General features: G+C 61.3%; 20 protein-coding genes and 2 pseudogenes. 15 read left to right on the top strand and 7 right to left on the bottom strand.

Annotation, left to right across the window (positions count from 1 at the left end):
* Positions 1–10 precede the first annotated feature (10 nt).
* Positions 11–1,201: an ABC transporter substrate-binding protein gene (locus RCO31_RS07685; RefSeq protein ID WP_308967666.1), complete on the top strand. Its 1,191-nt coding sequence runs from the start codon at positions 11–13 to the stop codon at positions 1,199–1,201.
* Between the two features lie 255 nt (positions 1,202–1,456).
* Here the strand turns inward: RCO31_RS07685 and RCO31_RS07680 are convergent, their stop codons facing one another.
* The 6 genes from RCO31_RS07680 to RCO31_RS07655 form a co-directional block, all read right to left on the bottom strand.
* Positions 1,457–1,876: a cupin domain-containing protein gene (locus RCO31_RS07680; protein WP_308967665.1), complete on the bottom strand. Its 420-nt coding sequence runs from the start codon at positions 1,874–1,876 to the stop codon at positions 1,457–1,459.
* Positions 1,877–1,966: 90 nt separating this feature from the next.
* Positions 1,967–2,722: an SDR family oxidoreductase gene (locus tag RCO31_RS07675; protein WP_308967664.1), complete on the bottom strand. Its 756-nt coding sequence runs from the start codon at positions 2,720–2,722 to the stop codon at positions 1,967–1,969.
* Between the two features lie 3 nt (positions 2,723–2,725).
* Positions 2,726–3,367 carry an NAD(P)H-dependent oxidoreductase gene (locus RCO31_RS07670; protein WP_308967663.1) on the bottom strand — a complete coding sequence of 214 codons (642 nt, stop codon included), beginning with the start codon at positions 3,365–3,367 and terminating at the stop codon, positions 2,726–2,728.
* A gap of 24 nt (positions 3,368–3,391) precedes the next feature.
* On the bottom strand, positions 3,392–4,489 hold the full coding sequence (locus RCO31_RS07665; RefSeq protein ID WP_374991442.1) for a biotin/lipoyl-binding protein: 1,098 nt from the start codon (positions 4,487–4,489) through the stop codon (positions 3,392–3,394).
* Positions 4,490–4,557: 68 nt separating this feature from the next.
* The gene (locus tag RCO31_RS07660) at positions 4,558–4,761 is read right to left on the bottom strand and encodes a DUF1656 domain-containing protein (RefSeq protein WP_308967662.1); all 204 of its coding nucleotides are present in this window, start codon (positions 4,759–4,761) and stop codon (positions 4,558–4,560) included.
* Entirely contained in the window at positions 4,758–6,695 is a 1,938-nt protein-coding gene (locus tag RCO31_RS07655; protein ID WP_308967661.1) for an FUSC family protein, read from the bottom strand. The genes RCO31_RS07660 and RCO31_RS07655 overlap by 4 nt, the downstream gene beginning before the upstream one ends.
* Before the next feature lie 970 nt (positions 6,696–7,665).
* Here RCO31_RS07655 and RCO31_RS07650 point away from each other — a divergent pair.
* The 13 genes and pseudogenes from RCO31_RS07650 to RCO31_RS07595 all read left to right on the top strand — a co-directional run bounded on the left by RCO31_RS07650 (position 7,666) and on the right by RCO31_RS07595 (position 21,860).
* On the top strand, positions 7,666–8,283 hold the full coding sequence (locus RCO31_RS07650; RefSeq protein WP_308967660.1) for a nitroreductase family protein: 618 nt from the start codon (positions 7,666–7,668) through the stop codon (positions 8,281–8,283).
* A gap of 21 nt (positions 8,284–8,304) precedes the next feature.
* Positions 8,305–8,850 (top strand): peroxidase-related enzyme, encoded by a 546-nt coding sequence (locus RCO31_RS07645; protein ID WP_308967659.1) that lies wholly within the window; start codon positions 8,305–8,307, stop codon positions 8,848–8,850.
* A gap of 326 nt (positions 8,851–9,176) precedes the next feature.
* Positions 9,177–10,229, top strand: a pseudogene (tal, locus tag RCO31_RS34695) (transaldolase); the annotation flags it as partial.
* A gap of 90 nt (positions 10,230–10,319) precedes the next feature.
* Positions 10,320–11,936 (top strand): glucose-6-phosphate isomerase, encoded by a 1,617-nt coding sequence (gene pgi / locus RCO31_RS34690; RefSeq protein ID WP_374991445.1) that lies wholly within the window; start codon positions 10,320–10,322, stop codon positions 11,934–11,936.
* A 70-nt stretch (positions 11,937–12,006) separates the two neighbouring features.
* Positions 12,007–13,080, top strand: a complete 1,074-nt coding sequence (gene gnd / locus RCO31_RS07635) for a phosphogluconate dehydrogenase (NAD(+)-dependent, decarboxylating) (protein ID WP_308967734.1) — start codon at positions 12,007–12,009, stop codon at positions 13,078–13,080.
* Between the two features lie 38 nt (positions 13,081–13,118).
* The gene (tkt, locus tag RCO31_RS07630) at positions 13,119–15,218 is read left to right on the top strand and encodes a transketolase (RefSeq protein ID WP_308967656.1); all 2,100 of its coding nucleotides are present in this window, start codon (positions 13,119–13,121) and stop codon (positions 15,216–15,218) included.
* Positions 15,219–15,295: 77 nt separating this feature from the next.
* Positions 15,296–16,789 carry a glucose-6-phosphate dehydrogenase gene (zwf, locus tag RCO31_RS07625; RefSeq protein WP_308967732.1) on the top strand — a complete coding sequence of 498 codons (1,494 nt, stop codon included), beginning with the start codon at positions 15,296–15,298 and terminating at the stop codon, positions 16,787–16,789.
* Between the two features lie 21 nt (positions 16,790–16,810).
* Positions 16,811–17,644, top strand: a complete 834-nt coding sequence (locus RCO31_RS07620) for a Cof-type HAD-IIB family hydrolase (protein WP_308967654.1) — start codon at positions 16,811–16,813, stop codon at positions 17,642–17,644.
* 166 nt (positions 17,645–17,810) lie between these two features.
* Positions 17,811–18,548, top strand: coding sequence for a 6-phosphogluconolactonase (gene pgl / locus RCO31_RS07615; protein WP_308967653.1), 738 nt, complete (start codon positions 17,811–17,813; stop codon positions 18,546–18,548).
* Between the two features lie 372 nt (positions 18,549–18,920).
* Positions 18,921–19,268 (top strand): annotated as a pseudogene (locus RCO31_RS07610) (hypothetical protein); the annotation flags it as partial.
* 153 nt (positions 19,269–19,421) lie between these two features.
* Positions 19,422–19,859 (top strand): universal stress protein, encoded by a 438-nt coding sequence (locus RCO31_RS07605; RefSeq protein WP_308967652.1) that lies wholly within the window; start codon positions 19,422–19,424, stop codon positions 19,857–19,859.
* 114 nt (positions 19,860–19,973) lie between these two features.
* Positions 19,974–20,891 (top strand): NADP-dependent oxidoreductase, encoded by a 918-nt coding sequence (locus tag RCO31_RS07600; RefSeq protein ID WP_308967651.1) that lies wholly within the window; start codon positions 19,974–19,976, stop codon positions 20,889–20,891.
* 51 nt (positions 20,892–20,942) lie between these two features.
* Positions 20,943–21,860, top strand: a complete 918-nt coding sequence (locus RCO31_RS07595; RefSeq protein ID WP_308967650.1) for an NADP-dependent oxidoreductase — start codon at positions 20,943–20,945, stop codon at positions 21,858–21,860.
* Positions 21,861–22,008: 148 nt separating this feature from the next.
* On the opposite strand, the gene RCO31_RS07590 is transcribed toward RCO31_RS07595, so the two are convergent.
* The gene (locus tag RCO31_RS07590) at positions 22,009–22,242 is read right to left on the bottom strand and encodes a hypothetical protein (RefSeq protein WP_308967649.1); all 234 of its coding nucleotides are present in this window, start codon (positions 22,240–22,242) and stop codon (positions 22,009–22,011) included.
* A gap of 285 nt (positions 22,243–22,527) precedes the next feature.
* Between RCO31_RS07590 and RCO31_RS07585 the strand changes: the two genes are divergently transcribed.
* On the top strand, positions 22,528–22,983 hold the full coding sequence (locus RCO31_RS07585; protein WP_308967648.1) for a 2Fe-2S iron-sulfur cluster-binding protein: 456 nt from the start codon (positions 22,528–22,530) through the stop codon (positions 22,981–22,983).

Here is a 22,983-nt window from a genome sequence, read left to right as displayed (position 1 = left end):
GAGTTATAAAATGAAACTGGGAATTTTCGTCGCGGCGGCTTCATGCTGCCTACTGGTCGCTGCGCCGGCGTCGGCGCAAGGTGTCAAGATAGGTGTTCTGAATGACCAGTCCGGCGTCTATGCCGACTACGGCGGCAGGTATTCGGTCGAAGCCGCCCGGATGGCCATTGAAGATTTCGGCGGCGAGGTGCTCGGTCGTAAGGTCGAGCTGATCACCGCCGATCACCAGAACAGGCCCGATCTCGCCGTCGCCATCGCGCGGCGCTGGTATGACGCCGACGGCGTCGACATGATCACCGACCTGACGACGTCGACGGTCGCTCTGGCGGTGCAGGAACTTTCTGATGAAAAGAGGAAGATCGATATCGTCGTCGGCTCCGGGACCACGCGCCTCACCGGCGACGCCTGCACTCCTTACGGCTTCCACTGGGCCTACGACAACCACGCGATCGCGGTCAGTACCGGCAGCGCGCTAGTGAAGGCGGGCGGCGACACCTGGTTCTTTCTGACCGCCGACTACGCATTCGGCCACGCGCTGGAAAAGGACACCAGCGAAATCGTCAGCCGTTCGGGCGGCAAGGTGGTCGGCTCGGTTCGCGCGCCGCTGAACTCGTCGGACTTCTCGTCCTTTCTACTCCAGGCGCAGAGCTCGAACGCAAAAATCATCGGTCTCGCAAATGCCGGCCAGGACACCACGAACTCGATCAAACAGGCGGCGGAGTTCGGCATCTTCCGACAGGGCCAGAAGCTTGCCGGCCTGCTGATGACCGTCTCCGAAGTTCACAGCCTCGGTCTCGACGCGGCGCAAGGTCTGGTGGTGACAGAGGGATTCTACTGGGATCAAGACAACCGGAGTCGCGCTTTCTCCGAACGGTTCTTCAAGCGTACCGGACGGATGCCGAACACGAACCAGGCCGGCACCTATTCGGCGACGTTGAGCTACCTGAAGGCGGTGAAGGCCGCTGGCACCAAAGACGCCGACGCGGTCGCCCGGAAGTTGAAAGAGCTGCCGGTCGACGACGCTTTTGCCAAGGGCAAGGTACTGCCCAACGGCCTCATGGTGCACGACATGTACCTGTTCGAGGTCAAGAAGCCCTCGGAGTCGAAGAAGCCCTGGGACTACTACAAGCGGCTCGCGGTGGTGCCTGGCGACCAGGCGTTCTACACCGCCAAGGAAAGCGGTTGCCGGCTGACGAAGTGACGTGCCCGTCACTCCGCATAATGGGCAGCGTTTACCCGGAATCTCGCGATTCCGGGTTCCGTTTATGCACTTAACGCGGCGCGCCACGTTCCGTCGGTCAGGAGCTCGTCTCTAACAGTTGAGCACGATAACTACTTTGGCGCGGAATGCCTGCCGCTCGTTGCAACCCTGCCGACGTCATTGCCTAGCGCGGCGACCGGCAATGAGGATCCTCGATGGACGAGCTGTTCGACCACGCCGCCGTTCCCTTGAGGGTTATTTGAGGGGCGTGGTCAGGGGGTTGTCATTGGTGTCGAGCACGAAGACGGCGAGCAGCTTCGCCGGCTCGGTCTTGCTCGCATTGCGGCTGATCGAATGGGTCGCACCCGGCGGTTCTGACCAGCTCTCGCCTGCCCGATAAATGCGCGTCTTACCATCATTCACCTTCGACTCGATCGCACCCGAGATCACATACGCGTAGATGAAAGCCGATTTCGCGTGGGTGTGGGACGGAGAGGCTGCACCCGCCGGGTAATTGACTTCCACGGCAATCAGCGATTTGCCGGGGATATTGGGAATGGCCCCCTCGAAGTTCTTTGCGACGGTTTCCATCTTTTTCTCCTGGGCGGTGGTGGGACCCGTAATCAAAAGGGCGAACGCAACGCTTGCGGCGGCGGCGACGGTTTTTATTTTCATAGGCTTTCTCCTTTCACACTTAGGCTGGTTTTGTGGGAGGCTCTGGGCGGGCTGATGCGGAGGCCTGGTCGATGACCTGCGACGGCCGGATCAGCTTCTTTTCCGGGAGCGGCGCAACCACTCCTCGAGATTGAGACGGCCGATACGCGCTTCACCCAACGGTACGAGCGACGTTTCTTCGAGCCGACCGCCGAAATATCGAGCTTCGGGATCTGTCACGACCTTGCGCAGGTCGCCGACCGCCTTCAAATAGCGAGCAACGATTTCGTTGAACGGCGCGCATTCCGGTCCCGCGATCTCGACGATCCCGTTTTCCGGATGAGCGACGGCAGTTTCAGCGACGATACTGGCGACGTCATCGGCCGCAATAGGTTGAAGCAGCCCCGGCGCAAGCCTGACGACGCCTGCATCCGTACTCGCATCGGCGATGGCCCTGAGGAATTCGAGAAACTGTGTCGAGCGAACGATCGTAAATGGGATCCTGGACGCCTGGATCAGCTTCTCTTGCGCGACTTTGGCGCGGTAATAGAGTTGGCCGGGAACCCTGTCGACGCCGACAATGGACAGCGTGACATGGTGGCGGATACCCGCCGCCGCCTCCGCCGCGATTAGGTTGCGGCCAGAGCTTTCGAAGAAGTCCAACACCGCCTCGCGGTCTGCTGAACGCACATTCGAGAGGTCGATCACGACCTCAGCGCCAGCCATTGCTTCTTTGAGCCCGTCTCCGGTGACGGTGTTGACGCCACCCTTTCGCGACGCTGCGACGACCTCGTGGCCGCTCTCACGTAAGATGGCAACGGTCTTCAAGCCGATCAGGCCAGTGCCACCGATCACGACGATCTTCATGGTTTACGCTCCCTCCGCGGTCGCCCGACGTGGAACCTCCGCCACAACCGTCAGGTCGATCGCCGCGAGCGCTTTCTCCCTCGCTAACCTCGCGTGGTCCCCCTCGAGGAACGCGGTGGCCTGCAAGAGAGCGAATTGTAGGGTTGTCAGCCCAATGGAGCCCAGAACCACCGACAGATATGGCGTAAGAAAATCGGGTTGATTGGCTTTCTCGCCCGAAAAGACGCCACCGGAAGCGATGCCGACGAATACCGGCCGATCCCCGAGCATTCCGACCTTCCCGGCCGGCGTCGACATAAAGGTGCGACCGGCGCGCAGGATCTGATCGATCCACGCCTTGAGGACCGATGGAACGGTGAGGTTGTGCATGGGCGTTCCGATGACGATCACATCGGCGGCCTCGACTTCCCGAATAAGCACTTCGGAACGATCAAGCGCGCCCTTCGGCGGCGCAGCCAACGTCGCTGGCGACGACAATGCGGTCGCGTAGTCGAGTGACGCGTGCGGCAGCGGAGCGGCGGCAAAATCACGCCGAATGATAGTCGCGCCGGACGTGACCCCAATGAGCCTTGCGACGATGGCGGCCGAAAGCTGACGGCTATGCGATTCCGGACGCGGGCTACAATCAATATGGAGAATGTTCATGCGAACCTTGCGAATGCCTTTCGCTCATGTTTTCGACGCGATGCAGCCGGGCCGCGGCGATACCCCACTGATCAAGTGGGAGAGGCTCGTCCCGAGCGCGGCCATGGCGCGATAAAACCATGTACGCTCAGTCGCTTGCGACTCGTCGCGCAACGTTACGGTTCCCGTCATGCCGGAGACGAGCGGCACGCCGGACGGCACTCTATCGATGGCGATTCTGACCGGGACACGTTGCGCCAGCCGTACCCAGGTGTAGATGGGGTCCACATTGGGGAGGCCCTGAGGGCCAGGCGCAGCGTTCGACACGCTAATGCCCCGGGTGATCGTCGTCACATGGCCGACGAGCGGAATCGAATACCCCAGCAACTGGACCTCGGCGCGATCTCCGATGCACACCTGCGCCAGTTTCGTCTCCTCGAAATAGCCATCCACCCAGAAGCTATCGGTATCGACGATCGTCATATTGCTGACCCCCTCGTGCGCATAGTCGCCGACGCGAAGCAGCAGATTCGTGACGTAGCCGTTCACCGGGCTACGAATCTCCGTTCGCTTCCGATTAATTTCCGCTTGCGCAACCTGTTCGCGTGCTGCGTCGACGGCGGACTTGGCCTGTCGCGCACTGCCTTCGAATATCTGCTGCTGTTCTCGCGAGGTGGACAGTTCCGACAGCTGGTTCCGCCGTTCGGACTGCAGCTCCTTGACGTGACTGTCGGCTTCTCTTTGCTCTAACAGCGCCTTGTTCAGTCGCAACGCGACGTCGAAATCAAAGGGCTCAATCTGATAGAGAACGTCTCCCTTGTGGACGAACTGATTGTCGGAGACTCGCAGCTGCGTAATCTGGCCGGATACTCGAGGCGCTACACTCGCAACCTGGACACGCACGCGTCCGTTGCGGGTCCAGGGCGCAACGACATACTGGTCCCACACCACGAGTGAGATGAGCACCGCAACGAGCAAGATCGCCAATGTCGCCAGTCTGCGCGACATCGACAATAGAACCCGCGCGATGCCGCTTCCTTGGGCGGCTGGCGGGTTAGCGGGCGGTACAAGAGGCGGCTCGGATTTCGCACGCACAATCGGACGGAGTTCGACCGACGTGTCATCGTCGGTCGAATCCGACAAGGATTTCGACCCCACTTCTTCTCGATCGACAGCCTTATCTTGACTCGCACCGTGCATTCATCATTCCCTCAGAAGAACAAGACCGTCAGGCCCAAAATTGTGACGTAGAGGCTGAGCTCGGCGATCGCAGCGTTGCTGAAGATCTTTAGAACTCCCGCAAAACGCATAAGCGGCCTGATTAGGAGTACGACGACGAGAGCCGTGACCACGTACGCTATGAACGGCTCGACCAAGACGCCGCCGATGACGAACTCGTGAAAGCTACGCGTCATGCGGCCTCGCCAAGTTCAGCGTGTCGTCCGCGCGCCGTCTCGATGTGGAAGCTCGCGACCAGGAGCGCGGCACGAAGATCAGCCAAAATCTGATCCGAAGTTGACGCCTTGCTTAAGACGTCCGCCGCGGCGCGAATTGCCCCCGGGTCACGTTTGCTGAACGCCGCGCGGATCTCGTCGACCAATCCCGTCAGCGCGCCGCCAGTCAGCATCTTCAGCTTGTGGTCACACAACCGGATAATCGACGATTGATCGAAATGAGAAAGAACCTCGTCGATGGCTTCCGGGTTGCTGGAGGCGTTCGCGCCAGCAGACAGGATCTGACCTATCCTGCCGGCGTCGCGAAACATCTCCTCCTCCGGCTCATATTGCCGGCCACGGAATTGCCCTTGAGCGATCTCTTTGCGGACCGACGATAAGATCCAGCGTCCCCGCCGATCTTGCGAAACGGGAGGCACAAGAAATTGCACCACGAACAACAGACTTGGGCCGACACAAGCAAACAGAAAGAAGAAGAGGTACGACTGGGCGTCGTAGCTTTGCGGATTGGTCGGCGAAACAATCACCAATGTGAATATAAGAATAAAACGACCGAGAGCCGATACTATGCGATTGGCTGACGATATCAGGAGTGCAGCGCCGATCATGAGAGGAGCCAACCCGATCGCCAGCAACGCGAATGCGTCAACGCCGTCGAGAACGACGAACTGAAGAAGCGCAGCGAGAATACCGCTGATGGGCGCCGCGACGAGCGCGAGTGCAGTCGTCGCGCGCGGATTGGGCGTTAGCGCTCCAAGTCCGACAAAGGTGCCAAAAAGGGCCAAGGACGTGTTCGCCGCAGGCCATCCTGCATAGACGAGGACCACCCCCGCCAGCGCGACCCAAATCGCCGCTCTGATACCGGCTTCAACTGCGGCTCGATGCGATCGATAGATCCGAATGCGCCAATGCCAATGAGGAGGCTCGTCAGTGCGTAAAGCGGCAATATTCTGTCGAACCTGCTCGTCTCTTCTGAGCAGCTCCTTGAGTGTCCAAGCGAGCGAGGCTGTCGTTGCCGCATCCGCCTGCTCACCGGTACGCCACACGACAGAGGCCACCGGGGGGGCGCTTTCATCGCGCTCCAGCGCGCACACTATCTTCTCGGACGTCGCCTTATCAGCGGTGACCGGCAGCACCTCGAGGCTCCGTGCGGCATGTAGCTCCGCCACGAGCGCGGCGGCTGCATTTTGACCCGCGATGCTTCTGACGGGACCGCTGCTCGACTCAACCGAAAGGGTCGCAATCTCAGGCCGAAGCGCCGCTATTTCAGCGAGCAAAGCCGCGGACGCTGTTGGCTTCGCAGGCTCTCCAAGGATCGCCGCTTTCGCCTGGTTGCCAATGCGGCGCCGGATATCGGCCAGTTGTGCGATGAGTTTCGTATGGCGATCGGGCGACCATAGGAGGTCGTTGACAATCGTGAGCGATGCAATGCCGATGAGGATTCCCGCACCACGCATCATGCCCGCCTCGAACACGTGCTCCGGATTGTTCATTTCCTGGATCGCAACCAGGGCCACGGTGAAGCCCGACAGGACCGCCGCGTAAGCACGATTGCCGTCGAGCATTCCTGCGGCGTACACGCACAGCCCCATCCAGCCGGCATAGGCGATCAGCAGGAGATCCCGCGACTGGGAGAAGAGGCCTGTTATGACTATGGAAGCCGCGACGCCGATGATCGTCGCAAGGATACGAAAGACAGCCTTATCAAGGGCCTGACCGCGGGTTGGTTCGGCGATGATCGCAACCGTTATTATCGCCATCGACGGCGTTTCGATCGACAGCCAAAAGCTTACATACAATGCAAGAATAGCCGCCAGCCAGGTCCGGATCGCGAACGCCCAGGACGTAAGGGGGAAACCCAACGGGAGGAGTCTCACTCGCTCAGGCAGCGTCAAGAAGAACTACTCCTTGGTGTCGACTGCCCGCCTCGGCTTCGCGTGAGCCATCAGTCGATTCAGGCATCCCGAGTTCAGCTATTTTGATCGCGGGAGCGCTCAGCAACCGGGCGCCGCGAAGGACGTCCGGAACCTCTGTGCGCTGCACGCCGCACCAAAGGAGGTGAGGCGGCTTTGCATTGAGATCGGGCATCGCCGCGCGTTTCCCCAAATGGTGCAAACGGGAGTGCCGCAGGCCGTACGCGGCCGCCGGCGGATGGTAAATCCGCTCATCGCGCCGCGAATCCACAATCCGTCGCCGTTCGTCCAAAGAGACGGCTCGTGCCGTGCAACGCCAGCGGCGCGGGCCGGCCCACGGTCACTCACAAGCGCTCGCGAAGCGCCAATCCATGCTCCCCAACACCACCGGATACGCCGGTTCAGGTGTACTCCTCAATAACCTCGCGTTGATCGCACAGGGCGCGCGGGTGTCGCCTTCTAGGCGACGATATCCCGCACCTATCGAATGCATGTCCAAAAGGAATTTCCCAAGCGCACTGTCGTGTTCGATCGTAGCGCCCGCTGGGCGACGCAGATGCGGCCGCATCAACGCGAGATGACTCATCACACCGAGCTGTCTTGCCGCATGGGCAACAAGGAGAACCGATGAACCCAAGGAAGACCATCGGCCGGGCTGTTGCCGTGTCGGGGTTGCCGCAACCACAGCCGCGCCCCTAGACGAGCAAGCGTGCCCTGTCCGACCCGCGCGCGAAAGTGAAGGACGTCGATGTATCACCGCTGACGGCGCCTTGCCGCGCCGGATAGGCGTCGAGGCGACATAGTTGACCCTTCGCTTTCGGGAACGACCGACGACTCGGGCATCAGATGGCGATACGCCCCACCGCAGAGAGATTTTCGACAAAAGGCGCAAAGCGTCTCGTAGCTCAGTCACTCCTGAACACTAGGAATCATCATGACCACCGGAAGTGCGATGACCAACGCCGTTATTGAAACCATTCTGAGCCGCAGCACCACCAAGTACTACGATCCCACCGCCACCTTGAGCGACGACCAGATCCAGGAGCTGGTGCGAATCGGAACCACCGCGCCGACATCATTCCACTTGCAGAACTGGCGCTTCATCGCGGTGCGCACCCCGGAAGCCAAAGCTAGGCTCAGTCCGATCGCATGGAGTCAGCCCGCGATCACCGAGGCCGCCGTTACCTTCATCGTCTGCGGTCAGTTGGCCGATTCCAGCGTCGTCCCAGAGCGCCTGGCGCCGGTTGTGGAGGCCGGCATCATGCCGGCAAAGATGGTGCCGGATTGGGAAATCCCGGCGCGCGATCTCTACATGGAATACCCGCAGCGCCAGCGCGACGAGGCCGTTCGCACCGGCACCTTTGGCGCGGCGGCGATAATCTATGCAGCCCGTTCGCTAGGCTTGGGTTCGACGCCGATGATCGGGTTCGATGCGGATGCGGTGCACCGCGAGTTCGGACTGACCAAGGACGAAGTGCCGGTCATGCTCTTGGCCGTAGGGGCGGAGCGTCCAGGGAATTGGCGGCAGAAGCCGCGCCGTCCGGTTGCCGACGTCCTGCGTCTCGTATGAGTATCAATTGCGGAGAATACGATGGCAAGAAGTAACGCTCTAAGGCCGGATCAAGTGCCGGTCGCTTGCAAACCGACTCTCGATACGTTCACCAAGAACATCGGCTTCACACCAAATATGATGGCGACCTTCGCGCAGAGCCCAATCGCGTTCAACGCATGGGCCGCCCTGCTGGACTCCATGAGCAAGGCGCTCGACGTGAAGACGCGCGACAGCATCGGCCTTACCGTCTCCGAAGTGAACGGGTGCAACTACTGCCTGACGGTTCACAGCTTTACGGCCGAGCATATGGCCAAGCTGCCGGCCGATGAGATCATTCTCGCTCGGAAGGGCCATGCAACGGACCCGAAGCGGGATGCCGCCGTCCAGTTCGCGCGCAAAGTCATCGAGACCCGCGGTCATGTCAGTGACGCCGATCTAAAGGCGGTCCGTGATGCCGGCTACACCGATGCAAACATCATTGAGATCGTCGCCTTGGTGGCGATGTACTCGCTGACGAACTTCTTCAATAACGTGTTCGATCCCGAGAAGGATTTTCCTCACGTTACGCCGGCCGGCTCGATCTGAAATCTATCCGGTCGCGTCGACCCTCTCCTAGGGTCCTCGGAGGGTTCGTCTTCACGCAAGCTAACGCTCGGCTGCAGAGGATGCATCCGGGTTCCCGTATGAGCTAAATAGGCTCGGGCCACTTTGCTGCCCCGCGGTCTCGGCACCCACTTCGCCGATCTCGATACGGCGCCTCAAGCCAGGCAACGCGATTGTGTTCACGCTTTATTGACCGGCCGCGGATCGATGGGAGGGTGTCGATTTTGAACTCGCCGTCGAGTGATTACTTCGTCAATCAATGACGATCAAACCATCAACGCTGGTGCGTCGAGCACGGAATTACTGCCATGAAACAGACAAAGCTACTCCAGGATTGCGGTCAAAGCCTTTGGCTCGACAGCATCACACGCGATCTGTTGAACAACGGGACCTTGCGACGTTACATCGACGATTTCTCAGTGACGGGACTGACGTCCAACCCGACAATTTTCGAGCACGCGATCAAAAGCAGTAGTGCCTATGACGCTGATATCTCCCGTATCGCGCCCTCGGCGCAATCGGCCGAGGACTTGTTCTTCAATCTGGCGCTCACGGACTTGAGACAAGCCGCAGATCTGTTTCGACCGACCTTCGTCCGGACTGACGGAGTGGACGGCTGGGTGTCGCTGGAGGTCTCGCCGCTCCTGGCGCGCGACACCGGACGTACGATCAAAGCGGCCAGCGATCTCCACCGCCGCGGCGGCAAGCCGAACCTCTTCATCAAGATCCCGGGCACCGCTGAAGGAATTCCCGCTATCGAAGACGCGATCTTCGCCGGCATTCCGATCAATGTCACACTACTCTTCTCGCGAAAGCAGTATCTCGCCGCCTCCGAGGCTTATCTGCGCGGCGTCGAACGGCGCATCGCGGCAGGGATGAATCCGGCAGTCCCATCAGTCGCCTCTTTGTTTGTCAGCCGCTGGGACGTCGCCGTCGCCGGCGCGGTGCCAGAGGAGTTGACGAATCGACTTGGCATCGCGGTCGCTCAGCACACCTACGAGGCATATCAGGAACAGCTGGCGTCGCCACGCTTTCAACGCGCCGCCAATGCGGGCGCTTGTCCGCAGCGCCTGTTGTTCGCCAGCACTGGAACCAAGGACCCGAAAGCTTCCGATATTCTCTACGCGCAGGCCCTCGCTGCGCCCTTCACCATCAACACAATGCCGGAGGCGACGCTTAAGGCCTTCGCCGATCACGGCGAGGTTCGTGCGGCTCTTTCCCCTGACGGCGACGACTGCGAGAGCGTTCTCGCGTCCTTCACCAAGGCGGGTATCGCTGTCGACGCGCTCGCCGCCCGGCTTCAGGAAGAAGGAGCCGGAGCCTTCGTCAAGTCCTGGAATGAGTTGATGGCCCGCATCGCGTCCAAAGGGCGCGTCGAATCGCGATCGGGACCCACGCAAATTGGCAAGTCGTTAAAGGAGGGAAAGCCAACGAAAGCGCTCGCGTTACGCATGCGCCCCGCGTGGAGCGCGCTAGAAAAGCATTATTGCGAGATCAAGGACGTCCATCTCAAGCAACTGTTCGCCGAGAATCCCGAACGCGGCGAACGGCTGTCGGTCGAGGCCGCCGGACTTTATCTCGACTATTCGAAGAACCGGATCACCGACGAAACCCTGAGCCTGTTGCTGCGGCTCGCCGCGGAATCCGGATTGCGCGAGCACATCGATGCGATGTTTCGCGGTGACAAGATCAACGCCTCTGAGAGCCGCGCCGTTCTTCACGTCGCGCTGCGCGCGCCTCGGGGGACCTCTATCATTCACGATGGCCGCAATGTGGTGCCTGACGTTCATGCCGTTCTCGACAAGATGGCGGATTTTGCCAATCGCGTGCGCGGCGGCGCCTGGAAGGGTCACACCGGCAGACGCATTCGCAATGTGATCAATATCGGGATCGGCGGTTCGGACCTCGGTCCGGTCATGGCTTATCAGGCCCTTCGGCACTACAGTGATCGGTCGCTGACGTTCCACTTCGTGTCGAATATCGACGGCACGGACTTTGCCGAAGCAGTCAAGGGCCTCGATCCGGCAGAGACCTTGTTCATCGTTTCTTCCAAGACGTTCACGACGCTGGAAACGATGACGAACGCGCGGACCGCTCGAGACTGGCTGCTCTCCGGCTTGAACCGTGACGAATCCGCGATCGCCCGGCATTTCGTCGCCGTCTCGACCAATGCATTGGAAGTCGCGAAGTTCGGCATCGACACGACCAACATGTTCGGCTTCTGGGACTGGGTCGGTGGGCGCTACTCGCTGGATTCAGCGATCGGCCTGTCGACGATGGTCGCCATCGGCCCGGAGAATTTCCGTGCCATGCTCGATGGTTTCCACGCCGTCGACGAGCACTTCCGTACCGCGCCGTTCGAGCGGAACCTTCCTGTGCTGATGGGGCTGCTCGCGATCTGGTACAACAATTTCTTCGGCGCCCAGACGGCGGCTGTTCTGCCTTACGAGCAATATTTGAACCGCTTTCCCGCGTATCTCCAGCAATTGACGATGGAAAGCAACGGCAAGCACGTTACGCTCGATGGCACTCGCGTCGATTACGACACCAGTCCGATCTACTGGGGCGAGCCGGGCACAAACGGCCAGCACTCCTTCTATCAGCTGATCCACCAGGGCACTCGCCTTATCCCTTGCGACTTCATCGCCTTCGCGAAGACGCTCAATCCGCTGGGTGCTCACCATGACATGCTGGTTGCGAATGTCTTCGCACAGGCGGAAGCCCTGGCCTTCGGTAAAAGTGAAACGCAGATGCGAGCCGAGGGCATACAGGATCGGCTCGTGCCGCATCGGCTGTTCGAGGGCAACCGACCATCGAACACCTTGTTGCTCGATAGCTTGACGCCAGACACGCTAGGCCGCCTCGTCGCGCTCTATGAGCACAGCGTGTTCACGCAGGGCGCGATTTGGGGGATCGATTCGTTTGACCAGTGGGGCGTGGAGTTAGGCAAAGCACTTGCCCAACAGATCATTCCGCAACTCGAGAGCACAACCGAACCCGAGCTCCAACACGACAGTTCCACCAACGCGCTGATCCGGCGTTACCGCAAGCTGAAAGGCATCGTCTGATGACGACGCTTAAGGGGAACGAGTCGGCCGACGATCGAAAACAGCCGACGTTGGTGGTTGCCGTGCGCGGATCAAGGCGCAATCGCCGGCTCGTCAATCCAACTTCAAAAAGGAGGACTTGCACATGCAGCTCGGAATGATCGGTCTCGGCCGGATGGGAGCAAACATGGCCCGCCGTCTTTTGGCTGGCGGCCACGAGTGCGTCGTATACAACAGATCGTCGGAAGCGGTTCATAGGCTCGTCGAAGCGGGCGCCGTCGGCACGGCCTCGCTCGAGGAACTGGCACGGTCGCTGACGAAGCCGCGCGCCATCTGGATGATGGTACCGGCCGCCGCGGTCGATCAAACCATCTCGGCCCTGTTGCCGCATCTCGAGCAGGGCGACATTCTGATAGACGGCGGCAATTCCTACTACGTCGATGATATCCGGCGCTCCCAGGAGTTGGCGAGCCAGGGCATCCATTATGTCGATGCCGGGACCAGTGGCGGCGTCTGGGGGCTCGAGCGCGGCTATTGCTTGATGATCGGGGGCGAAGCGAGCATCGCCAGGTACCTCGACCCGATTTTTGCGACCTTGGCGCCTGGCCGTGGCGACATTCCTCGTACTCCAGGTCGGGAACGAACGGACGGCACAGCTGAGAAGGGCTATCTGCACTGCGGACCGAACGGCGCCGGACATTTCGTCAAGATGGTGCACAACGGCATCGAATACGGCGTTATGGCGGCTTACGCCGAGGGTCTTGCCATCCTCAAAGCCGCCGATATCGGCAAAGCGACGGACGTGATCGATGCCGAAACGACGCCGCTGCGCGATCCCGAACACTATCAGTACGATCTGAACTTACCGGACATCGCCGAACTGTGGCGCCGCGGTAGCGTCATTTCCTCCTGGCTTCTCGATCTGTCGGCGACAGCGCTCCTCAAGGATCCGACAATGTCCGGCTTTGCGGGCCGGGTTTCGGATTCCGGCGAAGGGCGGTGGACGATCAGAGCGGCGATCGACGAAGGCGTACCGGCACACGTCTTGTCCTCAGCGCTCTATGAACGTTTCAGCTCGCGTGGAAATGCGGATTTCGCCGACAAGCTGCTGTCGGCCATGCGCTACGAATTTGGCGCGCATATCGAAAAGCCGGCCAAGCCGTAGCCAATTGCACACGAATGCACGAAGGAAAGGCGAAAGGCATGACCGAACAAGCGCTCGATCAACTAGCAATCAGCACCATTCGCACCCTCTCCATCGACGCAATCCAGCAGGCGAACTCGGGCCATCCCGGTACGCCGATGGCGCTGGCGCCGCTGGCGTATACTCTGTGGAACCGGGTCATGCGCTTTGATCCGAAAGACCCGATCTGGCCAAACCGCGATCGTTTCATACTGTCCAATGGCCATGCGTCGATGCTGTTGTGGTCTGTGCTTTATCTGACTGGCACGCGGGCAGTGAACGCTGACTACGAGCGTCTTGGACAGCCGGCAATCACGCTGGATGACATCCGCCGCTTTCGCCAGCTCGACAGTAAGGCGACAGGGCATCCGGAATATCATTGGGCGTCCGGGGTCGAAACGACGACCGGTCCGCTCGGCCAGGGGATCGCCAACAGCGTCGGCATGGCCATCGCCCGCAAGTGGCTCGGCGACCGCTACAACCGCCCTGGCTTCGATATCTTCGACTATAAAATCTATGCGCTCTGCGGCGACGGCTGCCTCATGGAAGGGGTCGGTTCGGAGGCGGCCTCGCTGGCCGGTCACCTAGCTCTCGACGATCTGTGCTGGATCTACGACAACAACCACATCACGATCGATGGCAATACGCGCATCACCTTCACCGAAGACGTCGCGGTTCGGTTTCTGGCTTACGGTTGGAACGTGCTGCGGGTTGGCGATGCCAATGACCTCGGACAGATCGAGAATGCGCTCGCGACGTTTCGGAGCACCACAGGGCGGCCGACCCTGATCATTCTCGACAGCCATATCGGTTATGGCTCGCCCCACAAAGTCGACACGGCGGCGGCCCATGGCGACCCGTTGGGCGAAGACGAAGTTCGCTTGACCAAGCGCGCCTATGGCTGGCCGGAAGACGCCAAATTTCTTGTGCCTGATGGGGTGCGCGAGCATTTCGAGGCCGGGGTCGGCGCACGCGGCGCCGCGGCGCGCGAGCGCTGGGAAACGCTGTTTGCCGCGTACCGCGGGGCCTTCCCGGAGTTTGCCATCGAGATCGATCAGATGCAGCATCGCGAGCTGCCGGCGGGGTGGGATCACGACCTGCCAGAATTTCCGCCGGATCCCAAGGGCCTCGCCGGACGCGAAGCCTCGGGCGCGGTGTTGAACAGGCTCGCCCAGAATATTCCATGGCTCATCGGCGGATCGGCCGACCTTACAAACTCTACCAAGACCGCTCTGAAATTCGCAGGCGCACACGACTTTCAGCCTGGCAGCCCGAACGGCCAATACCTCCATTTCGGCGTTCGCGAGCACGCCATGGTGGCGGTCGTTAACGGCCTGGCTTTGTCAAAACTCCGCCCCTTCGGGGCGACCTACGTCGTCTTCAGCGACTATGCGAGGCCAGCCATCCGACTCTCCGCCATCATGGAACTCCCGACCATTCTCGCCTTCAGCCATGATGCGATGGGCGACGGCGAGGATGGGCCAACCCATCAGCCGGTCGAACATCTGATGTCGCTGCGCGCCATCCCCGGGCTGGTCGTCCTGCGGCCGGCCGATGCCAACGAAGTCGTCGAGGCCTATCGCTACGTCCTGCAACTGCGCCATCAGCCGGCAGTGTTTGCGCTGTCGCGCCAGCCGCTGCCGACGTTCGATCGCACCCAATACGCCCCAGCCGCCGGCGTTGCACGTGGAGCCTATGTCATGGCGGACACGCCCGGCGGCCCGCCTGAGATCATCATGATTGCCTCTGGCAGCGAGGTCTCTTTGATCGTCACAGCTCAAAAAGAGCTGGCCACTCAGGCAATTCGCTCCCGCGTGGTCTCGATGCCTTCCTGGGACATCTTTCAGCGCCAACCGCAGTCCTATCGCGACAGTGTGCTCCCGCCCGAGATCAAGGTGCGGCTCGCCGTCGAACAGGGATCGACGCTCGGCTGGGAGCGCTATGTCGGTGACGCCGGGCGGGTCATCGGCATGGAGACCTTCGGCGCCTCCGCGCCGCTGAAGGAGTTGCAACGCAAATTCGGCTTTGAGCCCGAAAATGTCGTCACGATCGCGAAGGAATTGCTGGGCGTAGATGATGAAACCGAGGTTTCGGCCGGAATAAGAGAGAGACGAATATGATGGATGAGGCAGCTGAGCCGAGAGAGACGGAGAGCGGCGCGCAGACCGGTGCGGTCGCCGTCGCGCCTGCTTGCGCCATGGTGATCTTCGGAGCCACCGGCGACCTGACGAAGCGTCTGATCGTGCCGGCGCTGTACAATCTGGTCCGCGCCAAACGTCTGCCCGAACAATTCCGGCTCGTCGGCGTCAGTCGGATGTCGCAGACGACAGAGGACTGGATTTTGAACCTCACCGCGAGAATGAACGAGTTCGTCGCCGGACGTGATTGCGGGTTTCAGGTCGATCAGCTCGATCAGGCTGCGTGGCGCTGGCTGACCGATCGCATGACGTACCTGCCAGGTGACCTCGATGATCCGGAGGCCTATAAGCGGCTCGGCGACCATCTCGCCTCTCTCGACGTGAAAGCCGGGACCGGCGGCAATTACCTTTTCTATCTCGCGGTCGCCGACCGTCTGTTCGGCACAGCGGTGTCCAGGCTTGGAGAAGCGGGACTCACTGAAGAAAACGACGGCGCCTGGCGTCGGGTTGTGATCGAGAAGCCATTCGGCCACGACGTCGCGTCAGCCCGGGCGCTCAACGCCGACATCTTGAAGACCATGGCCGAGCACCAGATCTACCGGATGGACCATTTCCTTGGCAAGGAAACGGTACAGAACATCATGGCGATACGCTTCGCCAATGGCATCTTCGAGCCGATCTGGAATCGAGCGCATATCGACCACGTCCAGATCACGGCGGCGGAGACCGTTGGAGTTGAGCGGCGCGGCAGGTTTTACGAACAGACCGGCGCGTTAAGGGACATGGTCCCCAATCATCTGTTCCAGCTCTTCGCGATGACGGCCATGGAGCCGCCAATTTCGTTTGACGCGGATGCCGTTAGGGCAAAGAAGGCCGAAATCATTCAGGCGATCCGGCCGATGGGCGAAGCAGAGGCGTTGCGCAACGCCGTGCGCGGCCAATACGGGGCCGGTTCCATTTTAGGCAAACCAGCTGCTGCCTATCGACACGAGCCCGACGTAGCTCCCGACTCGACTACTGAGACTTTCGTCGCCTGCAAGCTCAATGTGGATAACTGGCGCTGGGCCGGCGTGCCCTTCTATCTGCGCACCGGCAAATACATGAAGCGGCGGAGGACGGAAATCGCCATCCGGTTTCGGCAAGCGCCTTATTCGTTGTTTCGTGGCACCGATGTCGAACGGATGCACCCTAACTGGATGATTCTACACATCCAGCCTGATGAAGGCGTCGCGCTGGAGCTCGCGGCCAAGCGCCCCGGCCCGGCCGTTGTCTTGGGCAATGTCAAACTCGATTTCGCCTATGCCGACTATTTCAAAGCGACTTGTGCCACCGGATACGAGACGCTGATCTACGATTGCCTGATTGGTGATGCGACTCTGTTCCAGCGCGCCGACAATATCGAAGCCGGCTGGCGGGCTGTCCAGCCGATAATCGATGCGTGGGCGGGCCAGGCAGTGCTCGACGTCCCACAGTACGCCGCCGGCAGCAGCGGTCCAACCTCAGCCGACGAACTGCTCGCCCGAGACGGCCGCGCATGGCGACCGCTTGGTTGACTGTGGGAAAGGAAACCATCGATGCGCGAGAAGCGTAAGATTTCCCTGGTCATCGCGGATGTCGATGGCACGCTCGTCACGGAACAGAAAGTTCTGACGAACCGCGCGCGGACCGCTATTCAGGCGCTCCGCCGGCACGGCGTCCGCTTTGCCATCACCAGCGGCCGGCCGCCGCGTGGCTTGGCGATGTTACTCGGGCCGCTGGCGCTCGACACGCCTATCGCGGGCTTCAACGGCGGAATCTTCGTTAATTCCGACATGACGGTCATCGAGGAGCACCTTCTCGCCCCCAAAACGGCGCACCATGCGGTCGATCTCATTCGTGCCCACGGCATGGACGCCTGGGTCTATACCAGCGACCAATGGCTCATTCGCGATCGCGAGGCGCCGCACGTCGCGCGCGAGCAATGGACGGTCAAGTTTCCGCCGACGGTCGTCGACGATTTCGGCGTGGCACTGCAGCACGCCGTGAAGATCGTTGGCGTGAGCGACGATCTTGACCGCCTCGCGCGCGTCGAGAAGGAGGTACAAGATGTGCTCGGCGCATCGGCGTCGGCCGCCCGCTCGCAGCCCTACTATCTCGACGTCACGCATCCGATGGCAAACAAAGGGACCGTGGTCCAGGCGCTATCGAAGTTCCTGTCCATCCCACCGGCAGAAATCGCCACCATCGGCGATCAACCGAATGACGTGCTAATGTTCCGCAAGAGCGGCTTCAGTATCGCCATGGGCAACGCCGGACCGGACGTCAAAAAACAAGCGCACGCCGTCACTGGATCCTACAACGACGAGGGCTTTGCCAAGGCGATCGAGCAGTTCATCCTGAACCCGACGCCGGCCGAGGTCGCGCGATGATGTCAGTCCTCGTCGCACCTTCGATCCGCGCCGACGATTTCCGTCGGGTTAACGAAGAGATTAGCGGCAACCGGCGCCACGCTCGCCGGTGCCATCTTCGGGTCAATTAAACACACCGATGCGACCATTGCCATCGGTGACGAGCGAAAGCCGGAAAGGAACGCCCATGACTGCGTTTTCCAACGCCGCCGTTGAAGTGCTATTCGACCCCGAGGCGCTGGCGCGGCGCGCCGCCGACTGGCTCCTGACCACCGCGCTGGCAAAGCGGGACACCTTCACGATCGCTCTTTCCGGGGGCTCGACCCCGCGCCGGCTCTATGAGTTGCTGGCGGCACCTCCCTACTATGACGCCTTCCCGTGGAGGCGGACGCACTGGTTTTGGGGCGACGAACGTTTCGTGCCGCACGACGACGCCGACAGCAACTTCCGGATGGTGCGCGAGACCCTCCTATCTCGGATGCAGATTCCCGCCACCAACGTTCATCCTATACCGACCGAAGGTCTGACGCCCGCGGAAGCGGCGGTCGAGTACGAGCGCACCCTCCAGTCCTTTTATGGCGCGACAGCGCTGACACCGAAACGGCCTCTGTTCGACGTGATCCTCCTAGGCCTGGGGCCGGAAGGTCACATCGCATCGCTCTTCCCCGGCATGGCAATTCTCGAGGAGCGCCGACGGTGGGTCGCCCCGGTCGTCGGCGCCAAGCCCGAACCGCGCATTTCTCTCACTTATCCAGCGCTCAACAGCAGCCGGGAGGTCGCGTTTCTGGCCGCCGGCGAAGCAAAGCGCGGGGTACTCGATCGGCTCTTCGACGGCGACACCTCATTACCGGCGGTGCGGCTGCGGCCAGAAGGTGCACTCCGCTTCTTCCTCGATCGCGCCGCGACTCCGGAGCACCGCCCGTGACGCTCTGTGTTACGGTTGCCTCGGCACGATGAAAGCTGCCACGGTCGAACACTCTGCCTTGGGCGCGTCGGCTCCTCGTCGTTCAGAGCGACACAGACGCCGAGGCCGGCGAATTGCAACGCGCGCACGCCGATGGGCTCTTCATCGGCACGCTCGGCGACCGCGCCCCCTTCGCTACTGCCTGCGCGGCGAAGGCGCGCCGGGAACGGTCGATTTCGACGACATCTACGCCTTTCCGCCCATCCTCGGCGATTTCGACATTCACCTGCTGGTGCAAGACGAGCATCGGGAAAGTTATGATGTGCTCGGCGCTCACTTGCGTGAGCACGATGGCGTGCCGGGTGTTTCCTTTGCGTCTGAGCGCCCAACGCCCGACGCGTCAGCGTCGTCGGGGACTTCAACGACTGGGACGGGCGGCGCTGTCCGATGCGGCTGCGCCATGCTGCCGGTGTGTGGGAAATCTTCATTCCCGGCCTCGGTTCGAACCATTGCTACAAATATGAGATCGTCGGACCGGATGGTGCCCTACTCCCGCTGAAGGCAGACCCCCTATGCCGTATGGAGCGAGCGCCCGCCGAATACAGCCTCACGCATCGCGGCGCCCTCAAGGCATCGGTGGAGCGACGGCTCCTGGCTGGAACGCCGCTGGCGCGCAAACGATCGCCATGCGCCCATATCGATCCACGAAGCCCATCTCGGTTCGTTGTGGCTTCGCACTGACGGCATCGATTCAATAGCTATAGGGCATTGGACCATAGAGACGCGCGAGCTTACTTTTCGCTCCTGCACCGAGATCAGAATACGTACCTCTACGGCAAGTATCTCAAGGCATCGTCGCGATTGACGACATATTTTTTCTGGAGGCAACAGGTAATGTATGGCCACATTCTGGTCGCGACCGATGGTTCTGACTTGGCGGATCGCGCACTCGATCACGCGATCTCTATCGCCACGGCCCTCAAGTCCGATCTCACCATCGTGACCGTGAGCGAGCCGGTTAGCACCGGCTACTACGGTGACGCGGGCTACATTGCCGATCCGAACGAACTGATCGAGGGGCAGGAAAAAGTGGCGAAGGGCCTGCTCGACAAGGCCGGGGCCAAGGTAAAGGATGCTGGGCTTCTGGTTAAGACCGTTCACGTCAAAGACAGCTTCCCGGCCGAAGGCATTGTCATCACCGCCGAGAATCTTGGGACCGACCTGATCGTCATGGGCTCGCACGGGCGTCGCGGGCTCGGTCGCCTGCTTTTGGGTAGCCAGACCAACAACGTCCTGGCGCAGACCAAAACTCCGGTGTTGGTCACCCGATAACCGGCACCCGTTATCGCCAGAGGACATGAGACCCTGGAGGTGCGGATCCTATTTTCGGGTTGCGTACAAACGAGATCAGGAAATGAAGACATCCCGCCCATTTGGAGCTGAATGATGAAAGCGATCGTAGTGGCGGACCAGGCTGCGGGAACAACCGGGATGAAGCTGGTGGACCAGCCGGAACCGCAGGCGGCGATAAACGACGTCGTCGTGCAGGTCCATGCGTCAGGATTCACGTGGGACGAGCTTACGTGGCCTCCGACCTGGAGCGATCGCAGCGGTGGTGAGCGAAAATCGCCGATCCCCGGACATGAACTGGCCGGCGTGGTCACCGCTCTCGGCTACGGCACAACCGGGCTTTCGGTTGGACAGCGGGTGTTCGGGCTCACCGACTGGTATCGTGACGGCACCTTGGCCGAGTATGTAGCGGTCGAGGCACGCCGGCTCGCGCCGCTGCCGGGCGATATCGACTTCACGGTCGGAGCGAGCGTCGTGATGTCCGGCCTGACGGCCTGGCAGGGATTGTTTGAACATGGGCGACTTCAGCCGGGGCAGCGCGTCATCGCTCATGGGGCGGCGGGCGTCGTCGGGTCGATGGTAACGCAGCTCGCACGAGAGGCCGGCGCCTATGTGATCGGCACAGGACGCGCCGCCGACCGTCAAGCGGTGCTCGACTTCGGTGCCCGGGAGTTTGTTGACCTGGAGAACGAGGCTCTGGAAGACGTGGGCCCGGTCGATCTGGTTTTTGATGTCTTCGGCGGCGACATCGCGAAGCGCTCCACGCGGCTTGTCCGAACCGCAGGAACACTGGTGTCCATCATGGGGCCGGCCGAGACACGTCCCGCCGATGGTCTGGCGGTCGACTTCGTTGTCGAGTCAGATCGCGCGCAACTCAGCGAGATCATCCAGAGGGTTCGAGACGGACGGCTGCGAACGAACATCGGAGCCATCGCGAGCCTCGACGGGGCTGTCGCTGCCATTAACAAGCCGGAACGACGCAAGGGGAAAACGATCATCCGCGTTCGTCCGTGACCAATGCGGCGACACTTCCGCCAATCGTCAAATGACCGAGGAGCAGTTCAGATGAAGGCAATCATTGTAACAGACCAGGCTGCTGGGACGGCCGGAATGAAGCTGGTGGATCGGCCCAAGCCGGAGGCCGCGCTGAACGACGTCGTCGTCGAGGTTCACGCGTCGGGGTTCACCTCTGGTGAGCTCACGTGGCCCTCCAACTGGACCGATCGCCTCGGACGCGACCGGACACCAACGATCCCCGGGCACGAATTGGCTGGTGTCGTCACCGCCCTCGGTTATGGCACGAGGGGCGTGTCGGTCGGACAGCGGGTGTTCGGCCTCACAGACTGGACCCGTGACGGCACGCTGGCGGAGTATGTCGTAGTCGAGTCACGCAATCTCGCACCACTGCCGGGCGACGTCGACTTCACGGTGGGCGCGAGCGTCATAATCCCGGGCTTGACTGCGTGGCAGGGATTGTTCGAGTACGGCCGCCTTCAGGCGGGGCAGACTCTCCTTGTGCACGGCGCGGCCGGCGCCGTCGGCTCGATGGTGACGCAGCTGGGCCGATTGGCCGGCGCCTACGTCATCGGCACCGGACGCGGCGGTGACCGTCAGGCGGCGCTTGACTTCGGCGCGCAGGCGTTTGTCGACCTCGAGAAGGACAAACTCGAAGACGTTGGCGGAGTAGATCTGGTGTTCGATGTCATCGGCGGCGAGATCGCCACACGGTCAGCAGCCCTCGTTCGTGCCGGAGGTACGCTAGTGACCATCGCCGGGCCGACCGACGCGCGACCCGCCGACGGCCTGACGATCGACTTCGTCGTCGAGTCCAATCGCGTCCAACTGAGTGAGATCATCCAACGCGTGCGGGACGGACGACTGCGGACGAACATCGGGACCGTCGCGTCCCTGGACGATGCCGTCAACGGGTTCAACCCGACCAAACGGACTCCAGGGAAGACGATCATCCGCGTTCGTAAGTGAGGCAACAAGGAAGGCGGGAAGTTTCAAGGCTTCGTCGATCATCGCGGCCTCCGTATCCAAGACGGTCGGAGTCGACTGAGCCGCCTCGGGCTCGCGATGCTACGCATCACCTGATGACGGCGGCTCCTCCGCCGCTCATCAGCATTTTTTATCTCGTCATTGAACAACACGTCCTCGCGACAATCGCTGCAATAGTTTCAATTTCGCGATTTTGCATGACGTCAAAATACCCCTCAGCAATATCGCGTTCGCAATCGGTCGGGCAATCTGCGACGATCCTCGTCCTCACAGTTGCGGTGGCTTTTTTGTCATCAGCGGCATACTTGCGTTCTTCAACATCACGGCCCTGCGCGACGAAAACCAAAGAATGGCGCACACTCACGACGTGATCGCCTCAGTCGACGACCTCGAAGACGCACCGGACACGCGGACACAACGCCTTGGGTGACGATACCCGATAACTATCGAATGCATGTCCAAAGAGAATTTCTAATTTCGCCGGCGGCGTCCGATCCTGGGGTAGTCGACCGCGCGATCGCTAAGAAGGCCGGCGGTGCGTCATTCGCGTTCGGCCGTGAGCGGCGACCACAATTTGATGGATGCAGTCAGCCGGCGCTGTCCAGGTCGACCGGTTGCGTCCGATCAGCTCTAGCCACCGAGAGGCATCATGGCTTTCACGTTAAAGATCAACGGCACACCCCATGAGGTCGATGTCGACGGCGACATCGCTCTGCTGTGGGTGCTGCGCGACGTACTCGGTATGACCGGGACCAAGTTCGGCTGCGGCCAGTCGCTCTGCGGCGCCTGCACTGTGCATCTCGACGGACAGCCGGTCCGCTCCTGCCAGACCCCGGTCGACAGCGTCGGCGAGAGCGCGATCACGACGATCGAGGCGATTGGTCAGTCGCCGCAAGGCGCGGCCGTGCAGAAGGCCTGGCTGGACCTGGAGGTGGTTCAGTGCGGCTACTGCCAGTCCGGCCAGATCATGTCGGCGACGGCACTGCTGAGGGACACGCCGAAGCCGACGGATGGAGACATCGACGCGGCCATGTCGGGCAATGTCTGCAGATGCGGCACCTATCAGCGCATCCGCGCCGCGATCAAGCACGCCGCTGGAGTTTGA

The sequence above is a fragment of the Bradyrhizobium sp. LHD-71 genome, assembly GCF_031157255.1.
GTDB lineage: Bacteria > Pseudomonadota > Alphaproteobacteria > Rhizobiales > Xanthobacteraceae > P52-10.
The sequence above is the reverse complement of the archived record's forward strand: the minus strand, read 5'-3'. Positions and strand labels throughout refer to the sequence as shown.

Bases quoted from the DNA above. Each gene is read 5' to 3' on its own strand.
- RCO31_RS07685 (WP_308967666.1), top strand. From the start codon at position 11: ATGAAACTGGGAATTTTCGTCGCGGCGGCTTCATGCTGCCTACTGGTC.
- RCO31_RS07680 (WP_308967665.1), bottom strand. From the start codon at position 1,876: ATGAAAATAAAAACCGTCGCCGCCGCCGCAAGCGTTGCGTTCGCCCTT.
- RCO31_RS07675 (WP_308967664.1), bottom strand. From the start codon at position 2,722: ATGAAGATCGTCGTGATCGGTGGCACTGGCCTGATCGGCTTGAAGACC.
- RCO31_RS07670 (WP_308967663.1), bottom strand. From the start codon at position 3,367: ATGAACATTCTCCATATTGATTGTAGCCCGCGTCCGGAATCGCATAGC.
- RCO31_RS07660 (WP_308967662.1), bottom strand. From the start codon at position 4,761: ATGACGCGTAGCTTTCACGAGTTCGTCATCGGCGGCGTCTTGGTCGAG.
- RCO31_RS07650 (WP_308967660.1), top strand. From the start codon at position 7,666: ATGACCAACGCCGTTATTGAAACCATTCTGAGCCGCAGCACCACCAAG.
- RCO31_RS07645 (WP_308967659.1), top strand. From the start codon at position 8,305: ATGGCAAGAAGTAACGCTCTAAGGCCGGATCAAGTGCCGGTCGCTTGC.
- pgi (WP_374991445.1), top strand. From the start codon at position 10,320: ATGCGCCCCGCGTGGAGCGCGCTAGAAAAGCATTATTGCGAGATCAAG.
- tkt (WP_308967656.1), top strand. From the start codon at position 13,119: ATGACCGAACAAGCGCTCGATCAACTAGCAATCAGCACCATTCGCACC.
- zwf (WP_308967732.1), top strand. From the start codon at position 15,296: ATGGTGATCTTCGGAGCCACCGGCGACCTGACGAAGCGTCTGATCGTG.
- RCO31_RS07620 (WP_308967654.1), top strand. From the start codon at position 16,811: ATGCGCGAGAAGCGTAAGATTTCCCTGGTCATCGCGGATGTCGATGGC.
- pgl (WP_308967653.1), top strand. From the start codon at position 17,811: ATGACTGCGTTTTCCAACGCCGCCGTTGAAGTGCTATTCGACCCCGAG.
- RCO31_RS07605 (WP_308967652.1), top strand. From the start codon at position 19,422: ATGTATGGCCACATTCTGGTCGCGACCGATGGTTCTGACTTGGCGGAT.
- RCO31_RS07600 (WP_308967651.1), top strand. From the start codon at position 19,974: ATGAAAGCGATCGTAGTGGCGGACCAGGCTGCGGGAACAACCGGGATG.
- RCO31_RS07595 (WP_308967650.1), top strand. From the start codon at position 20,943: ATGAAGGCAATCATTGTAACAGACCAGGCTGCTGGGACGGCCGGAATG.
- RCO31_RS07585 (WP_308967648.1), top strand. From the start codon at position 22,528: ATGGCTTTCACGTTAAAGATCAACGGCACACCCCATGAGGTCGATGTC.